The organism is Pseudovibrio sp. W74 (assembly GCF_001623085.1).
Classification (GTDB): Bacteria; Pseudomonadota; Alphaproteobacteria; order Rhizobiales; family Stappiaceae; genus Pseudovibrio.
Genome location: NZ_LMCJ01000039.1, coordinates 1537 through 16782, shown reverse-complemented (window position 1 = coordinate 16782; position 15246 = coordinate 1537). Strand labels below are relative to the sequence as shown.

Below are 15246 nucleotides of genomic sequence, written 5' to 3'. Positions count from 1 at the left end.
TATTAGCTTTGTGCAATTGTATTGCGATGCCGCTCTTGTAGCTGCTTGAGCAAATCATCTGGCAGCAAGTTCCGAGCATCCTGTGACAGCTTATCAACTGTTGGAAGTGTTGATGTTTCCAAGTCAGAAGAAGTTTTTTCCTCGTTCTTCGAGCTACCAGCCAGAGCTTCAATCAGCTTGTCCTCATTTCCCATAGAAATGGCTTCGGCAGAAGCGATATTGCCGAAAAGTGGTGGGATTTCTTTGGACTGGACAGGTAGGATTGGCGTTCCTCTTTGCAGTGAGGACACCATATCTGAAGCGGGTGCAGGTACGGGTGAACTTGCCTGTATTTTTTTCTCAATGGTGCTGAGAGCTGTTGCCTTGTCTGTGGCCGCGTTCTCCGCGTCCAGCACACCAGAAATCTTCATTTCTGCAAGGTTTCCAGCGACAAGGCCCGCCATTCCCAGAGGGCCAGCAATCATCCCATACAATGAGCTACCTGCAACGCGAGAGCGAACAGAAGCCTCATCACCAGTAATCTCTCGATAGAGGGTATTTACACCGGGGATGTGCTGCAATGGATTGATGATATCAAGCAACTCACCCAAACTAAATGGTTTGGGTGATGAGGTCTTAGTATTATTGGAGGTGCTACCGGCACGAGCATCTTCCGAAGTGCCAGAAATTGATTGAACCGGATTAACAGCCATCAGCTCTCTCCAAGTTTTCGTATTGTCTGCTGTCGAATACTTTCCACACTCTGCATCATTGAATTTGTACTTTCAAACGCACGGGTAATGGTGATGAGCTTGGTGATCTCAGAGATTGGATTAATGTTCGAGCCTTCCACGAAGCCCTGGGCGAATCCATTCTCTGTAAAATCCTGAACTGGTTCTGCGAGCGCGTCAGGTATAACAGCAGAATTTCCTGCGCGGCTCAGCTTGGCATCCTGAGGAATGGAGAAAAGGCCGAGTACGCCAACCTGACGGCCTTCCTGATAGATGGAGCCATCCTTAGCAATCTCTGGAGCTCCGCCGAGTGGGTCCAGGATAATTGGTGCATTACCGCTATCAAGAATTGGATTGCCTTCGATGCTCCTGAGGATGCCATCAACACCGATCTGAAAACGGCCATCTCGAGTATAAGCAACACCGTTGCCGGTTTGAATACCCAGCCAGCCGTTGCCATCAATCGCGACATCAAGAGAATTACCAGTTTGCTTGATCGCGCCAGCCTGCGTCGAGATATAGTTCTCTCCAGTAGACGCAAAGGAGACTGGGTCTTTGCCTGGGCTCTTAACGAGACTATCGAATTTGACTTCTGTAGACCGATAGCCAGCAGTTTCCATGTTAGCTACATTTCGAGCAACTGTCTCAAGTCGGCGCTCAAGGGCCATTTGCCCGGAAAGGGAGACATAAAGAGAAGGGACGACCATAAATTTAGACTCCAAATCCGATCAAGCTACTATTGCTGATATTTCCTGCAGGTTTGCGTGGTTCGCGGCCTTCTATGGTGTTCATAGTTGCGCCTCCCAATGCAGTATCCATGCTCCAAGTCAGAAGCGCATATCGCGTTAATGTGCTGATCATAGCAAACCTATCTACACTCAAATGCTTCGAGAGAATGCTCTTTAGGGCTTGTCTGAAGCTGTACGGGTGTTTGTTAGGAATTTAGCGTCTTTACGCCAGCTTCGGACAAGTAAGTCTCGCTACCACAAAATAAGAAAAGTGCTTGTCCGGTAAGTGTGTGGAGCGCAAATTGAATATTCTAGTTGGCCTCGTGATCGTTATTGGATCCATAATTGGTGGTTATGTTGCAATGGGTGGCTATATGAAGGTGCTATGGCAACCTTTTGAGCTGCTGATTGTTGGGGGAGCCGCCTTCGGTACCTTCGTGGTAGCGAATACGTTTAAGACGATTAAGGATACCGGGCGCGGTATTCATGAAGCTTTGGTGAATGCAAAGCCAAAAAAGCGTGACCATCTGGATACGCTAAGTGTGCTCTACGGTCTTATGAGAACCCTTCGTGCAAAGGGGCGTAATGATGTTGAGCAGATCATTGATAATCCTGATGATTCTGAGTTGTTTCAGCGTTTCCCGCGGGTTCTCGCGAACATATCTCTGACAAGTTTTATCTGTGATTACTTTCGTCTCATTATCATCGGTAATGTTCGTCCTCATGAAATTGAATCCTTGATGGATGAAGAGTTGCACACCCTTGGTCGTGAAGAGATGAAGCCGTATCAAGCGCTTAGTATTGTTGCTGAGACTTTGCCTGCACTCGGTATTGTGGCTGCTGTGCTTGGTATCGTGAAGGCGATGGGGGCTATTGATCAGGAACCGGAAATTCTTGGTAGTCTGATTGGTGCTGCGCTCGTTGGCACGTTCCTTGGCATCTTCTTATCTTACGGAATTGTCAGCCCGGTCGCAGTGAAGATTAAATCCATCCGTGAGCAACGTTATCGTCTCTATATTGAGGTGAAGCAGACATTGCTTGCGTTTATGAATGGTGCAGCACCTCAGATTGCGTTGGAGCACGGTCGTAAAACCATCGGTGCAGACGACCGTCCTACAATTGATGAAGTTGAGGCGGAAACTATGAATGCTGGTCCGGTGGTGTCTGCTGCAGCTGGGAGTGAAGCCTGATGGAGCCTCAAGAGCTGGAAATGAGTGATGAGGTGATCAGTGCTCAGAATGCAAAGGTGGATTTGCCTTCTCGTTTGTTGGATGCTGCGGGCCTTGGTGTCGATCGTCTCCCAATGCTGCATGTGGTCTTTGACCGTATGGCGCGCCAGTACATCGATACACTTCGGCAGATGGCGGCAACTGCACCTTACTTAGCAGTTCAATCAGTTTCGAATGAGCGTATCGGTGATGCTCTTGAGCAATATGAGGATCGTGCAGTCGTTGCGGTTCTTCATGCTCAGGAGTGGGATGCGCGCATTTTGCTCGGGTTTGATCGAACTTTCATCTTCTCCATGGTTGAAGTTCTGCTTGGCGGAGATGGTGAAGAAGAAGCGTTTCTTGAAGATCGCGCTTTGACCAATGTCGAGCAGCGACTTGCCTATAGGATGTTCCAGGAAGCGGCTACAGCGCTCGAAACGGCGTTTGAGGCGATAGCTGATACTTCGTTGAAGGTTGAACGTCTCGAAAACCGTATGGAATTTGCGCAAACGGGTCGGAAAAGCAATCCGTGCGTACTTGCCAAAATGACTGCTGAAATCATCGGTCGTGAAGGTGAGATCTTCATCATTATCCCTCAGTCGGTTCTGAACCCGTTGCGCGAAAATCTGACACAGGTGTTGTCTGGTGAGGTTGCCGGTCGCGATACCCGTTGGACTAAACAGTTCCAGCAGGAAGTTCAGCGTACCGAGGTCAAGCTTACGGCAATTCTTGAAGAGCAGCGCATGACTCTTGAAGAGGTTGCGCAGTTCGAGGTTGGTCTTGTTCTTGAGTTGAATGCTACTCCAAAAACTGCCGTTCAGCTCGAATGTAACAGTCAGCCATTGTTTAACTGTCGCCTGGGTCAGGTTGCAGGGTCTTACACAGTACGCGTTGAAGAATTGATCGAGCAGGAAGGGGAACTTCTCGATGATATCTTATCTAATTGACGGATTTTTACTTTTTGCTCTTTTGGTTACGACTTGGCGCGTTGTGGTCATGTACCGACAGCTAAAGCGGCTCTCCGGCTATCACGAGGAGTATCAAAGGATTTTTGATCAGACCTCGGAAGCAATGGACAACATTGGTTTGTCCTTGCAGGAGATACGGGTTCGCGGTGAGGAGATCCTGAGTAATCTTGGGCAACGGATTGATGAGGCTCGTGAAGCTACGGTCGATATCTCTGGTGTGATCCTTCAAGCGCAAACAGAAATGAAAGCGCTTCAGGAGCATATCGAGTGGTTGAGCAAGAAGAGTGATGAAGTCGGCATCAGTATGAATGATGCCCCGCCAAGGCCTGGTGGAGATCGCGGGCGACGTTCCGGTCGTGCTGCAAAGCCTGCTGCAACAAAGGCAAAGCAAAAGCCCGTTACGAGTGCAGCGTCCAATACCGCCGCGTTGTTGCTGGCTGGTGGAATGGGTAAGCCTGCACCGGCAGGCAACCAAGAAAATACTGCTGTATCTGCAATAGATAACCAGAATGTCAGAGTTAGAAAAGTTTCTTTCGGCCAGAGCGCCACATTCAGATCTGTAAATGTAAAGGACGACGAAAGTCCTGAGAAGGAGAATGATCCGCAATGAGCAGCTCAAATGAAATGAGTGATGAAGCCCTCGCGTTGCAATGGGAAGCTGCTGCTTCTGAAGCCGAGATGGATATGGATATGGGTGCGCCTTCTGCTGCAGCCCAACCAGCTGCTTCCGCGCCTGAAAAGGGTATGAGCGACGAGAACGTTGACCGTAATCTGGAAGCAGTTCTAGGTATTCCGGTTGATATGCAGGTTGTTCTTGGATCTGCAACCATGCCTGTGGCTAGTTTGCTTAAGCTTGGTCGTGGTGCGGTTATACCTCTGGATCACCGCGTTGGTGAGCCTGTCGACATTGTCGTAAATGGCCGCACTGTAGCGCGTGGCGAAATCGTAGTTGTTGAAGACGATAACTCGCGGTTTGGTGTGTCGCTGACTGAGATTGTAGGCGCAAAAGGCAGCTACAACTAGCCGCACAAGAGCTGTGCTTGATTTTATATGTGTATCCGAGGCGCGTAGAGAATGAACAGTGTTGTTCCAGCTGAAATGGGAAGCGTCATTTCCAGAAAAAATGGCCATCAGAAGGCAGCAGCTTTGCTGTTGGCTATGGGGAGTGATAAGGCAACCCGCGTTCTGAAGCATTTCGATAACGACGAAATGCGGATGATCATTCGGGCAGCTGCAGATCTGGGCACGGTTCCTGCTAGTGAACTCGATGAGCTAATTGAAGAGTTCATCGAGCTTTTCTCAGGTGGTGTAAACCTGTTCGGTACAGCCGAAGGGGCCGAGAGTCTTCTGAAAGGTATTCTTCCAGAAGATCAGGTCGCGGAAATTATGTCGGACGTGATGGGCTACTCCAAGCGTTCGATCTGGGACAAGGTTTCACAAATCTCGGAGCATGTTCTTTCTACATATTTGCAGAAAGAGCATCCGCAAACTGCAGCAGTGATCTTGTCAAAGATTTCCGCAAGTGGTGCTGCGCGTGTGATTTCCCAGATCCCGCGTAGAAAACGTAATCAGATTGTCCGCCGTATGTTGACACTCAAGCCTATCGTTGAGGACATTATGGAGGAAGTGCAGAAGACACTGCATGAAGACTTCATGGTGAACTTTGCAAGAACTGTGGGTACAGATTCCCATGTTCGTATGGCAGATATTCTCAACAAAATGGAACGTGACGATCTTGAAGATACGCTGGGTAATCTGCGTGAAGCTCTGCCAAAATCTGCAGAGCAGCTCGATGCCTTGCTCTTCACCTTTGATGATATCCAGAACCTGGATCTTCGCACCAGAACAGCAATCTTTGATGATGTTACCAGTGAAGTTATCACTGCAGCTCTTAAAGGAACGAATCCAGAGTTCCGTCAGTCAATCCTCGCAAGTATGGCGTCTCGTGCCCGTAGGATCGTTGAGAACGATCTGGCTTCCGGTGAACCTATGACGCAGCGTGAAGTGATGGATGCGCGTAGGGCGATTACTGATCTTGCCCTTGAAAAGGCAAATTCAGGTGAGATCGACCTTGAGATTGGGCGTGGTGAAGAAGTCTACGTCTAACGCTTCCCTATGACTTTTTAAGTTTGTCAAACCATCTTGAGAAGCGGCAGGTTTCATGTCTGAAGACCAGGATCCCGACAGTAAAACCCAAGAACCCACGGAGAAGAAGGTTCGTGATGCCTTGGAGAAAGGGAATATCCCAGTCTCCAAGGAAGCGTCTGTGCTTGCTTCAATGCTAGCGCTTCTTCTTGTGCTTTCCTTCATCGCTGTCGATAAGGCGCAGGGCCTGGTGTATTTTCTGAAGTGGTTCTTGGATAATCCGGGTGAAATCCAGTTCGTGAGCGCAGCGGAGCCTTTGCAGTTGATGTCTGCTGTGGCTTTCCAGCTTGTCTGGTTTCTTGGCCCTATCGTTTCTGTCTTGATTTTCTTTGGCTTGGCTTCCTCTTTCATGCAAAATACGCCACGTTTGGTGTTGGACCGAATTGAGCCGAAGCTCAGCAAGATTTCCTTGAAAAAGGGATTAGGCAGGCTTTTTAGCGTCAATGGCGCTATGGAGTTTGTGAAGTCTCTCTTCAAACTGGTAACTGTGATCGTCGTTGCTGCGCTTGTATTGAAATCGCAGCAAGCGGTTGCGTTGACAGCGATGTACAGCGACCCAAGTCAGGTGCCTCAGCTTATTTTGTCTGTTGCAATGACTTTGCTTTCCGGTATCTGCGTCGCAACCATCTTCCTTGTTGGTTTTGATTTGGTTCTGGCGCGTTTCCAGTGGCGCAAGAACTTGCGCATGTCTCACCAGGAGCTGAAGGACGAATTTAAGCAGGCAGAGGGCGATCCGCTTATCAAGGCGCGCTTACGCTCTCTTGCTCGTGACAGGGCTCGCAAGCGCATGATGTCATCTGTTCAGGATGCGACTGTTGTTGTTGCGAACCCCACCCACTTTGCCGTTGCGCTGTATTATGAGCGTGAGGGCGAACAAGCGCCGCGTGTTGTTGCAAAAGGGCAGGACCTGATTGCACTGAAAATCAAAGAACTGGCATATATTCATGATGTTCCAGTTGTAGAAGATCGACAACTCGCGCGTTCACTTTATGCCGCCGTAGAGATAGATCAGAGTATTCCAGAGGAATATTATCGAGCGGTAGCAGAAATTATTTCATATGTTTATTTAAAGCGCTAAAGACTTTGTCGAAGAGCGTTTCTGCCTTAAGAGGGTATTTTGTCTACAAAGACCGCATTGAAGAAAAACGACCTGCCTGCAAAATCTGAAGATGTTTTGCGCGAGGCATTGATTGCAAACGCTATGAAGCCCATCGCAGCCGAGTTACGGTTATGTGATCTGTCTTCTTTAGCTCGCCATATTCTCTCAAACGAAGCAGCCAATCTCACAGATTTGCTGGAATCTTCGTCGGAACTTTATTTTAGGCCCGACACGCTCACCTATGCTGGAACGTCGTCAATCGATTTGAACTGGAATGGCGATGTTACAGTTTGCTTGCATATGAAGTTTGTAAATGACGGTGTGAGTGTCATGTTTCATTTGTTTTTGCTTGCATTAAACTCGGCAGTTGATGTCAAGTTCATCGCATTTGAGCAGCCTTCTGAAGACCCGCAGGAAAATACAAAGAGGCTGGAAACTGCGCTCGCGGACGCATCTGTTAATTCTTAAGCAATATATTAATTAGTTATTTACCTAAAATTTTAAGATAAAAAGATATACTTGACTAACCAAGTATATCTTTTTTGCTTTTTCCGGAAATATTGATTCCGCCAGCTACGGACAAGATTGCACTGCTATCCACTTTTAGCAGTTTTTGTAGCGGAGTGGATTTTTTGGAGCCCGTATATCTTTTTAGTTTGGTTTCGCGGCAAAATTCTTGGTTGTCAGTGCGGCAATCAACAATTTCCGAAAATATTGCGAACGTTGATACTCCTGGTTTTGCAAGTAAGGATGTCGAGCCTTTTAAGGACATTCTGGATAAAACCAGCATTCAGATGGCTGCTACCCAGTCAGGTCATATCAGCGAAGATGGAACGAATGCCCGTCGTGTGCGGGTGAATGACGGTGAGGCGTGGCAAGTTACCGTCTCAGATAATTCCGTTTCCCTAGAGCAAGAGTTGATTAAGTCAGGTGAGGTTGCTCGTCAGCACTCACTCAATACTCAGCTTGTTGGGTCCTTCTATGGCTTGATGAAGAGCAGCTTAGGAAGATAAAGATTATGATTGATCCACTTGTCGCTTCATTAAAGATTTCCTCCTCAGGTCTGAGGGTTCAGTCACAGCGTATGCGTGTGGTCTCTGAGAACCTGGCCAACGTTCAGTCGACAGGCGATACTCCTGGGGCAAATCCTTATCAGCGTAAAACGATTACCTTCAAAAGTGAGGTTGATCGCGCGCTTGGTGCCAATCTCGTTGAGGTTAAGGATATCGGTACGGATAAAGGTGATTACCGTATTGAATTTGATCCGTCGCATCCAGCGGCAGATGAGAATGGCAATGTAAAATATCCAAACGTAAACACTCTGATTGAGTTGGCGGACATGCGAGAGGCTTCGCGTTCTTATGAAGCTGGTCTGCAGATGATGGTCAAATCCAGAGAAATGATTACCCGTACAATCGATTTGTTGAGGAGTAGGTGATGGCGGATCTTTCGGCGTTGAGTTCAGTGTCGCGTGTTTCAACGTTTACCAGTGGGGTAAACGATGTTTCGTCTACTGCTCGTACTCGTCAGTACTTGGTAGGTGGAGCGCAGAATGCGCAGGCGACCCAAGAGGTTCAGGGCAGCTTTGCTGATACTATGGCTGATGTGGTTCGTGAAACTGCAGGCGATTTGAAAACGGCTGAAGCGACATCTGTTGCGGCAGTACGTGGTGAGGTTTCGGCTCAAAAAGTGGTCGAGGCTGTGATGAAGGCAGAACTTTCCTTGAAGAGCGCAGTAGCTGTGCGTGACAAGGTTGTTGAGGCCTATCAAGAATTCTCTCGTATGAGTATTTAATTGTTTGAAAAAAGGTTTTTCCTATGAAGGCTCTTGCTATCGCTGCGACGGGTATGTCTGCTCAGCAGAAAAATCTCGAAGTTATTTCCAATAACATCGCGAACATGAATACGACTGCCTTTAAGGCATCTCGCGCTGAGTTCTCCGATTTGCTTTATCAAACTGATCGTGCAGCTGGCGTGTCCAATCGTGGTGGTGCTGCACCTGTTCCTGAGGGAATTCAGCAAGGTCTTGGTGTGAAAACCGCAGCGGTTCGTAAGTTGCATTCTCAAGGTGCGCTGCAGCAAACCAATAACGCATTTGATCTGGCGATCGATGGACAAGGTTGGTTTGAAATTATCGGCCCTGAAGGTGAAGCGCTCTTTACCCGGTCCGGTGCATTCAACGTAAACGGCGAGGGGGCACTTGTAACCCTTGATGGTTACGAGGTTCAGCCTGGTATCACTGTTCCGCTCGAGGCTGTTAAAGTCACTGTCAATGAAAGTGGCGAAGTGTTTGCTACTTATGCCGACGGAAATCCGGCCACTAGTATCGGTCAGTTGAACCTGACCAATTTTGTGAACGATGCTGGCCTGAAGGCGATCGGTGGCAATCTTTTCCGCGAAACTATTGCATCTGGCGCGCCTAATACTGGTATTGCTGGCGAAGGTTCGCTTGGAGTTATTCGTCAAGGGTATCTTGAAGGTGCCAACGTCGATCCCGTTAAAGAGATCACAAGCTTGATCAGCGCGCAGCGTGGGTACGAGATGAATTCAAAAGTGATTCAGGCAGCAGATGATATGGCTGGAACTGTGTCCAAGGGCATTCGCTAGGGCGCGGTGATGAGTGCTTCCAAGCGCCTGCATAGCCTGGCATTGCTAGTGTGTTGCGTGCCGTTGTTCTTAACAGCGGCATCAGCAGCGGGCCGACGCGAAGTTGTAAAGCTTCCAGTGCCGGCCATGATGATTTATCCGGGTGATAAGATCGAAGAAGGTATGCTTCGTGAACACGGGTTCTTCAAGAAGTCGGTTGCGCAGCTTTCGATTGTAGGTCGAATGCAAGACGTAGTTGGGCTGGAAGCGCGCCGTACCCTTTTTCCAGGAAAACCAATTCCAAAAAACGCGGTTCAAGATCCTGTTGTAGTGCAACGCGGTTCTTCTGTTCTGTTAGTTTTTAAAGAAGAAGGCTTGGAAATCCGCGCCATTGTTGAGGCGCAGGAATCTGGGGCAATTGGTGCAAATATCAGGGCTAAGAACCCTGATACAGGTTTAAGTGTTTTAGGCAAAGTGCAAGAAAACGGATCTTTGCTGGCTGAAGGGGAATAACACCGTGCGTTCTGTAAGCCGTTCTCTGGGGGCAATTTATCTTGCTTTTCTTGCTTTGCTTTTATCGTTTGACAGTGCGTCTGCACTCGTCCGTATCAAGGATATAGCTGATCTGCGCGGCATGCGTTCTAATCAGCTTGTCGGCTATGGTATTGTGATTGGTCTGAATGGATCAGGCGATACCATGAGGAATTCTCCGTTCACTGAGCAGTCTTTGCAATCCATGCTTGAGCGCATGGGGGTGAACGTTCGAGAGTCTAACTTAAGATCAAGAAATGTAGCGGCGGTTGTTGTAACTGCCGAGTTGCCTCCCTTTATTGGGAATGGCGCCCGTATTGATGTTTCTGTCGGATCGCTCGGCGATGCGGCATCGTTGCAAGGCGGAACGCTTCTTGTGACGCCGTTGATGGGGGCTGATGGAAACGTCTATGCGGTTGCTCAGGGTTCTGTTTCTGTATCTGGCTTTGCGGCCACGGGTGATGCTGGTAGTTTGACACAAGGTGTTCCAACTGCCGGAAGTGTTTCAAATGGCGCGCTAATTGAGAAAACGCTACCTGATTATTTCTCTTCGCTACCACAGTTGGTGTTGGAACTTAAAAATCCAGACTTTAAGACCGCTGTACGAGTGACGGATGCGATCAATGCATTTTCACTGAACCGCTATGGTTTGAAGCTTGCGAGTGAGCTTGATTATAGATCCGTTCAGGTTCAACGCCCTGCAGGTATCAGCTCAGTCCGTTTCATTTCTCAGATTGAAGGCCTGATGGTTCAGCCAGACACGCCAGCAAGAGTGGTCGTGGATGAGCGAACTGGAACCGTCGTTATCGGACAGAATGTGCGGATTTCAACCGTTGCCGTGACGCACGGCAATCTGACGGTTCGTGTTTCTGAACGGCCTGAAGTCTCACAGCCGTCACCGTTCGCACAGCAAGGCGAAACGACTGTTGTGCCGCGCACGGATATTGATGTGGTTCAGGAAGACGGTCAGTTGCAGTTGATTGGTGGAACTGATTTGCAAACTCTGGTCAGAGGATTGAACCGTATTGGTCTGAAGCCAAGTGGCATCATTGCAATCCTTCAGGCAATTAAGCAGGCAGGGGCTCTCCAGGCAACTCTCGTGGTCAAATAAGACTGCACGGCAATTGGATAAGCCACGGGCAAGCTTGTGGCTTCACTGTACCGCTAAACCTATTGGAACTGAGTTGTAATGCCTCTCTTAAAGCTCTCTAAGAAGAAATTCTTTCCCCTTAAGTGTGCAGCGGTATCTCTCGGTTTGTGCATGTCGCTTGTAAGCGCAAGTGCTCAGACGAACGAAGCCGAGACAGAAGAACTGAGTGCCGCAATTGAGCAGGCCAAGAACTACTGCGAAGCGATTGCTGATCAGGCAAAAGATGCTCGGATTGCTTGGCAAATGCGTGCTCTGTTTGATGTTGAGCATCAGATGAAAGCCAAGATCACGGAACTCGACGCTAAGATTGCTGAGTTGCGCATGTGGGTGAAACGTCGTGATGAAATCCTGCAGAGAGCTGAAGGGCATGTCGTTAACATTTATGCCAACATGCGTCCGGATGCAGCTGCGCTGCAGTTGACGTCTCTGGATGATGAAACAGCAGTTTCAATTCTTCTTCAGATGAAGGCGCGGAAAGCCAGTTCAGTGCTTGCTGAGTTGGCCTCAGAGCGCGCAGCGTATCTGACTGATCTGATGGCAGAACTTACAGCTCGAAAGGCCGCCAAGCAAAGTATGGGAGTTTCACAGTGAAGCGCACTTTGGTATGCATTCTCGCCGCAATTACGCTCACTGGCTGTAATGCTATGAAAAACGTTGGCAAGGAGCCGCATCTAACCCCGCTGGGGCAGGGGCTTCAGCCAAATGTTGCAAACTTGCCGGCAACCCCAGCGAAAAGTGGCGGCCGTTCAAATCGCGCTTATCACGGGCTTTGGGCCGACGGTGAACAGGATTTCTTCCGCGATCCGCGTGCAAAGCAAATTGGCGATGTTCTTACAGTTGCGATCAAAATCAACGATAAGGCTAAGTTAGACAACTCCAGCGAGAGAAAACGTGACTCCTCCCGGTCTACCGGGTTGAAAGGTGCATTCTCCTGGGCAGGTGTTGATTCAGGAGAAGCCGACGCAAGCATTTCTGGGACTGGTGCGACCAGCAGCAAAGGTGAGGGCGCTATTGACCGCAGTGAAGAGATCAAACTTTCCATTGCAGCAGTCGTTACCAAAGTGCTTGCCAACGGCAACCTGATTATTTCCGGGCAACAGGAAGTTCGTGTGAACTATGAGGTTCGTGTTCTATCGGTTGCTGGCATCGTGCGTCCTGAAGACATCACAGGCCGGAACACTATTGAGTATGACAAGATCGCTGAAGCGCGTGTTTCCTACGGTGGTCGTGGCCGCGTGACGGAAATGCAGCAGCCAAGCGTTGGTCAGCAAATCATTGATATCATTAGCCCGCTCTAAAGGAGGCTTCTATGGCTCTTAAACCACAGTTGCCAAAGCCACAGTTGCCAGCCTCCGAGAATTCTTGGGTGGGCGTCGCAGTCGCGGCCATTGTCGTGACTGCCGTTGCAAGTGCTGGTGGAATGGGGATCGGCTCTACGCTGGTCGATCAGGTGCACGGCAAATATTTGGAAGAGCAAAAAGCCAACAGCGGCGCTCTGATCAATCCGGAATATACAGAAAGCAGTCAGATTGTCTCATTGAAGCCAATCGTGACCAACCTGTTGTCTTCCTCTAAGAACTGGATTCGTATTGAAGCCTCAGTTGTTTTGATGCAGCGCGGTATAGAAGAGCAAGATCACTCCTTGCTGGTCAAACAGGTTGAGCAGGATCTGTTGCTCTACGCCCGGACCCTGGGGCCACGCCAGCTCGAGGGCACTCGTGGTTTGCTGCGTTTGCGTGATGATCTCAATGAACGCGCCAAGATGCGCGGTGGCAAATTTGTCAAGGAACTCGTCCTTGAATCTGTGGTGATTCAGTAATGCGTTATTTTGCGTTTCTTACGAGTTTTTTGAGTTTATTTGCGTTGTTTTGGGTTGCTCCGGCCTCCGCTCAGGATATCAACCTGAGTGACTTGCTTCCAGCAGGGCAGGCGTCTGCAAGTGGCCGGATTATCCAATACGTCATGATCCTGACGGTGCTCTCATTGGCGCCAGGGATCCTGATCATGGTAACAAGCTTTACGCGCTTCGTTGTTGCTTTGTCATTCTTGCGTTCCGGTATCGGCCTTCAAACAACACCAGCCAACATTATCCTCATTTCCCTCGCATTGTTCATGACCTTCTATGTCATGGCACCAACGTTCGATACCGCGTGGAAAAATGGTCTTCAGCCACTGATCAAAGAGCAAATCACAGAAGAAGTCGCCTACGAGGAAATGACAAAGCCGTTCCGGAGGTTCATGTTGGATAACGTCCGTGAAAAAGATCTGGTTCTCTTCGATGATCTGGCAGTGAGCGCATTCAACTACGAAAAAGATGCGCCCATCGAGGAGCTCGACCTCCGCGTCCTCATTCCAGCCTTCATGATCTCAGAATTACGACGCGGCTTCGAAATTGGCTTCCTCATCGCACTGCCCTTTGTTGTCATTGATATGATTGTTGCAACAATCACAATGTCCATGGGCATGATGATGCTCCCCCCAACAGTCATCTCACTGCCCTTCAAGGTGCTGTTCTTCGTCTTAATTGATGGATGGTACCTGTTAACGGGCGGTCTGATAAGATCATTTACCTAAACTTAACCACAAAAAGCCCCGTTTCGGGGCTTTTTTCTGCTCAGGTAATTGAGTCAGTTTGGCGTAAGGCTAGTGAGTCATCGTTAGCTTCTGTTACAGGCTTTGACCTTCAAAGTGCATGATGCAACTCTGTAACTCCGGCAATTTGATCCGGAATGTCCCAATTCTTCTTATTAAGGGACAAACAATATGTCTTCTCTTTTGACCAATTCCTCCGCAATGGTAGCGTTGACCACTCTTCGTGGTATCAACGACAGCATGGCAACCACTCAGAACCGTATTTCTACCGGTATGCGTGTTGCTGATGCCTCTGACAATGCGGCTTACTGGTCCATCGCAACAACCATGAAGTCTGATAACTCAGCTCTCTCAGCTGTGAAGGATTCCTTGGGTCTTGGTGCTGCGACTGTTGACGTAGCGTTCACTGCTATGGATCAGACAGTTGAGATCGTTAGTCAGATTAAAGACAAGCTGACTGCAGCGACGAACGGTACTGTTGATCGTGAAAAGATCCAGGCGGACGTTGAGCAGCTTCAAAAGCAGCTTGAAACCATTGCATCTTCTGCGACATTCTCCGGTGAAAACTGGCTGCAGCAGGACATGGCTACAGACGCTCTCAACAAAGAGATCGCTGGTTCCTTTACACGTGATGCAGCTGGCAACACACAGATTGAGAACATCGTTGTTGATACTCGTACGACTGTTTTGGTTGATACGCGTGCAGCTGCGGCTGATAACACTGGTATCCTGACCGAAAACTTAGCAGGCGGTGTTGCAACTGTTGCTCATACTACTCCTGGTGATATGAGCACACTTACCGTTACTGCTGCAGGCGGTGATGATGGTATCATTAGTAAGGCTACCGAAGCTGCAATCTTGAAGTACTACGAAGGGCTTTCTGACGCAGACAAATTGACTTTCGATGCGACTGCTGCTCTTGCTTCTGGTGACACTATCGCTGAGGAAGTAACTGCTAAGCTTGAAACTCTTTCTGGTGCAGCAGTTGGTGCCGGCGTTGATCCAATTTCCTTCTTGGACTTGGATATTTCTACGCTTGGTAACAATGCAGTAGATAACGGTATCTTGGCTGCTTACATCGACGTTGTTGATGGTCAGCTGTCTGCGATCACAGACGCTGCAACTGAGCTTGGTTCTGCAAAATCACGTGTTGACATGCAGAAAGAGTTTGCAAGCAACCTGTCTGATGCGATTGATCGTGGTATCGGTCAGCTCGTTGATGCGGACATGAATGCTGAATCCACTCGCCTGCAGGCTCTTCAAACCCAGCAGCAGCTCGGTATTCAGGCTCTGTCTATCGCTAACTCTGGTTCCCAGAACATCCTCAGCTTGTTCCGTTAAGTCGGAAAACTCTGAGAACCTTGGAAGCTTTAAGGCCCCGGTTAGTCGCTGGGGCCTTTATTTGTTTTATGTATATATCATGTTTATGCATGTAATCTTCAGATCGAGTTAGATTTTCTTAACTGCGCTGATTTGTGCTCGCTTGAGGCTGGGTGGTCTGATAATCGTTATAATTCTGCTTGGATTTTA

The 15246-nt window shown here is 48.8% G+C and carries 20 protein-coding genes; 18 read left to right on the top strand and 2 right to left on the bottom strand.

Annotation, left to right across the window (positions count from 1 at the left end):
• Window positions 1-2: 2 nt before the first annotated feature.
• Window positions 3-692 carry a hypothetical protein gene (locus tag PsW74_RS19120; RefSeq protein WP_063288326.1) on the bottom strand — a complete coding sequence of 230 codons (690 nt, stop codon included), beginning with the start codon at window positions 690-692 and terminating at the stop codon, window positions 3-5.
• On the bottom strand, window positions 692-1417 hold the full coding sequence (gene flgF / locus PsW74_RS19115; RefSeq protein WP_063288327.1) for a flagellar basal-body rod protein FlgF: 726 nt from the start codon (window positions 1415-1417) through the stop codon (window positions 692-694). Before flgF ends, PsW74_RS19120 begins: the two co-directional genes overlap by 1 nt.
• A 323-nt stretch (window positions 1418-1740) precedes the next feature.
• On the opposite strand from flgF, the gene motA reads away from it, so the two are divergent.
• The 18 genes from motA to PsW74_RS19025 all read left to right on the top strand — a co-directional run bounded on the left by motA (window position 1741) and on the right by PsW74_RS19025 (window position 15057).
• A complete protein-coding gene (motA, locus tag PsW74_RS19110; RefSeq protein ID WP_057466178.1) occupies window positions 1741-2628 on the top strand; it encodes a flagellar motor stator protein MotA in 888 nt (295 codons plus the stop codon).
• On the top strand, window positions 2628-3593 hold the full coding sequence (locus PsW74_RS19105) for a FliM/FliN family flagellar motor switch protein (RefSeq protein ID WP_057466008.1): 966 nt from the start codon (window positions 2628-2630) through the stop codon (window positions 3591-3593). Before motA ends, PsW74_RS19105 begins: the two co-directional genes overlap by 1 nt.
• Window positions 3574-4224 carry a hypothetical protein gene (locus PsW74_RS19100; RefSeq protein ID WP_057466009.1) on the top strand — a complete coding sequence of 217 codons (651 nt, stop codon included), beginning with the start codon at window positions 3574-3576 and terminating at the stop codon, window positions 4222-4224. Before PsW74_RS19105 ends, PsW74_RS19100 begins: the two co-directional genes overlap by 20 nt.
• 134 nt (window positions 4225-4358) lie before the next feature.
• A complete protein-coding gene (gene fliN / locus PsW74_RS19095; RefSeq protein ID WP_244271751.1) occupies window positions 4359-4637 on the top strand; it encodes a flagellar motor switch protein FliN in 279 nt (92 codons plus the stop codon).
• 51 nt (window positions 4638-4688) lie between these two features.
• The gene (locus PsW74_RS19090; protein ID WP_063288329.1) at window positions 4689-5720 is read left to right on the top strand and encodes a flagellar motor switch protein FliG; all 1032 of its coding nucleotides are present in this window, start codon (window positions 4689-4691) and stop codon (window positions 5718-5720) included.
• 55 nt (window positions 5721-5775) lie between these two features.
• Window positions 5776-6837: a flagellar biosynthesis protein FlhB gene (flhB, locus tag PsW74_RS19085; RefSeq protein ID WP_063288330.1), complete on the top strand. Its 1062-nt coding sequence runs from the start codon at window positions 5776-5778 to the stop codon at window positions 6835-6837.
• A gap of 39 nt (window positions 6838-6876) precedes the next feature.
• A complete protein-coding gene (locus tag PsW74_RS19080; RefSeq protein ID WP_208988068.1) occupies window positions 6877-7326 on the top strand; it encodes a hypothetical protein in 450 nt (149 codons plus the stop codon).
• A gap of 74 nt (window positions 7327-7400) precedes the next feature.
• Window positions 7401-7871, top strand: coding sequence for a flagellar basal body rod protein FlgB (gene flgB, locus PsW74_RS28445; protein WP_244271750.1), 471 nt, complete (start codon window positions 7401-7403; stop codon window positions 7869-7871).
• Window positions 7872-7879: 8 nt separating this feature from the next.
• Window positions 7880-8296 (top strand): flagellar basal body rod protein FlgC, encoded by a 417-nt coding sequence (flgC, locus tag PsW74_RS19070; RefSeq protein ID WP_193757797.1) that lies wholly within the window; start codon window positions 7880-7882, stop codon window positions 8294-8296.
• A complete protein-coding gene (locus PsW74_RS19065) occupies window positions 8296-8652 on the top strand; it encodes a flagellar hook-basal body complex protein FliE (RefSeq protein WP_057466014.1) in 357 nt (118 codons plus the stop codon). The genes flgC and PsW74_RS19065 overlap by 1 nt, the downstream gene beginning before the upstream one ends.
• A 23-nt stretch (window positions 8653-8675) precedes the next feature.
• Window positions 8676-9464, top strand: coding sequence for a flagellar basal-body rod protein FlgG (gene flgG, locus PsW74_RS19060; RefSeq protein ID WP_057466015.1), 789 nt, complete (start codon window positions 8676-8678; stop codon window positions 9462-9464).
• Window positions 9465-9473: 9 nt separating this feature from the next.
• Window positions 9474-9956: a flagellar basal body P-ring formation chaperone FlgA gene (gene flgA / locus PsW74_RS19055; protein ID WP_208988067.1), complete on the top strand. Its 483-nt coding sequence runs from the start codon at window positions 9474-9476 to the stop codon at window positions 9954-9956.
• A 4-nt stretch (window positions 9957-9960) separates the two neighbouring features.
• The gene (gene flgI, locus PsW74_RS19050; RefSeq protein ID WP_063288331.1) at window positions 9961-11085 is read left to right on the top strand and encodes a flagellar basal body P-ring protein FlgI; all 1125 of its coding nucleotides are present in this window, start codon (window positions 9961-9963) and stop codon (window positions 11083-11085) included.
• A 150-nt stretch (window positions 11086-11235) separates the two neighbouring features.
• Complete coding sequence (locus PsW74_RS19045; RefSeq protein WP_208980743.1) at window positions 11236-11715, top strand: MgtE protein; 480 nt, start codon at window positions 11236-11238, stop codon at window positions 11713-11715.
• On the top strand, window positions 11712-12422 hold the full coding sequence (flgH, locus tag PsW74_RS19040; protein WP_063288332.1) for a flagellar basal body L-ring protein FlgH: 711 nt from the start codon (window positions 11712-11714) through the stop codon (window positions 12420-12422). Before PsW74_RS19045 ends, flgH begins: the two co-directional genes overlap by 4 nt.
• 11 nt (window positions 12423-12433) lie before the next feature.
• Window positions 12434-12943: a flagellar basal body-associated FliL family protein gene (locus tag PsW74_RS19035; RefSeq protein ID WP_057466019.1), complete on the top strand. Its 510-nt coding sequence runs from the start codon at window positions 12434-12436 to the stop codon at window positions 12941-12943.
• Window positions 12943-13698: a flagellar type III secretion system pore protein FliP gene (gene fliP, locus PsW74_RS19030; protein ID WP_063288333.1), complete on the top strand. Its 756-nt coding sequence runs from the start codon at window positions 12943-12945 to the stop codon at window positions 13696-13698. The genes PsW74_RS19035 and fliP overlap by 1 nt, the downstream gene beginning before the upstream one ends.
• Before the next feature lie 189 nt (window positions 13699-13887).
• Window positions 13888-15057 carry a flagellin gene (locus PsW74_RS19025; protein WP_063288334.1) on the top strand — a complete coding sequence of 390 codons (1170 nt, stop codon included), beginning with the start codon at window positions 13888-13890 and terminating at the stop codon, window positions 15055-15057.
• The last annotated feature ends 189 nt before the right edge of the window (window positions 15058-15246 follow it).

What these genes read in the sequence shown, in the direction of transcription:
- PsW74_RS19120 (WP_063288326.1), bottom strand. Translation starts at nt 692, where the DNA reads ATGGCTGTTAATCCGGTTCAATCAATTTCTGGCACTTCGGAAGATGCT.
- flgF (WP_063288327.1), bottom strand. Translation starts at nt 1,417, where the DNA reads ATGGTCGTCCCTTCTCTTTATGTCTCCCTTTCCGGGCAAATGGCCCTT.
- PsW74_RS19105 (WP_057466008.1), top strand. Translation starts at nt 2,628, where the DNA reads ATGGAGCCTCAAGAGCTGGAAATGAGTGATGAGGTGATCAGTGCTCAG.
- PsW74_RS19100 (WP_057466009.1), top strand. Translation starts at nt 3,574, where the DNA reads ATGATATCTTATCTAATTGACGGATTTTTACTTTTTGCTCTTTTGGTT.
- fliN (WP_244271751.1), top strand. Translation starts at nt 4,359, where the DNA reads ATGAGCGACGAGAACGTTGACCGTAATCTGGAAGCAGTTCTAGGTATT.
- PsW74_RS19090 (WP_063288329.1), top strand. Translation starts at nt 4,689, where the DNA reads ATGAACAGTGTTGTTCCAGCTGAAATGGGAAGCGTCATTTCCAGAAAA.
- flhB (WP_063288330.1), top strand. Translation starts at nt 5,776, where the DNA reads ATGTCTGAAGACCAGGATCCCGACAGTAAAACCCAAGAACCCACGGAG.
- PsW74_RS19065 (WP_057466014.1), top strand. Translation starts at nt 8,296, where the DNA reads ATGGCGGATCTTTCGGCGTTGAGTTCAGTGTCGCGTGTTTCAACGTTT.
- flgG (WP_057466015.1), top strand. Translation starts at nt 8,676, where the DNA reads ATGAAGGCTCTTGCTATCGCTGCGACGGGTATGTCTGCTCAGCAGAAA.
- flgA (WP_208988067.1), top strand. Translation starts at nt 9,474, where the DNA reads ATGAGTGCTTCCAAGCGCCTGCATAGCCTGGCATTGCTAGTGTGTTGC.
- PsW74_RS19045 (WP_208980743.1), top strand. Translation starts at nt 11,236, where the DNA reads ATGTCGCTTGTAAGCGCAAGTGCTCAGACGAACGAAGCCGAGACAGAA.
- PsW74_RS19035 (WP_057466019.1), top strand. Translation starts at nt 12,434, where the DNA reads ATGGCTCTTAAACCACAGTTGCCAAAGCCACAGTTGCCAGCCTCCGAG.
- fliP (WP_063288333.1), top strand. Translation starts at nt 12,943, where the DNA reads ATGCGTTATTTTGCGTTTCTTACGAGTTTTTTGAGTTTATTTGCGTTG.
- PsW74_RS19025 (WP_063288334.1), top strand. Translation starts at nt 13,888, where the DNA reads ATGTCTTCTCTTTTGACCAATTCCTCCGCAATGGTAGCGTTGACCACT.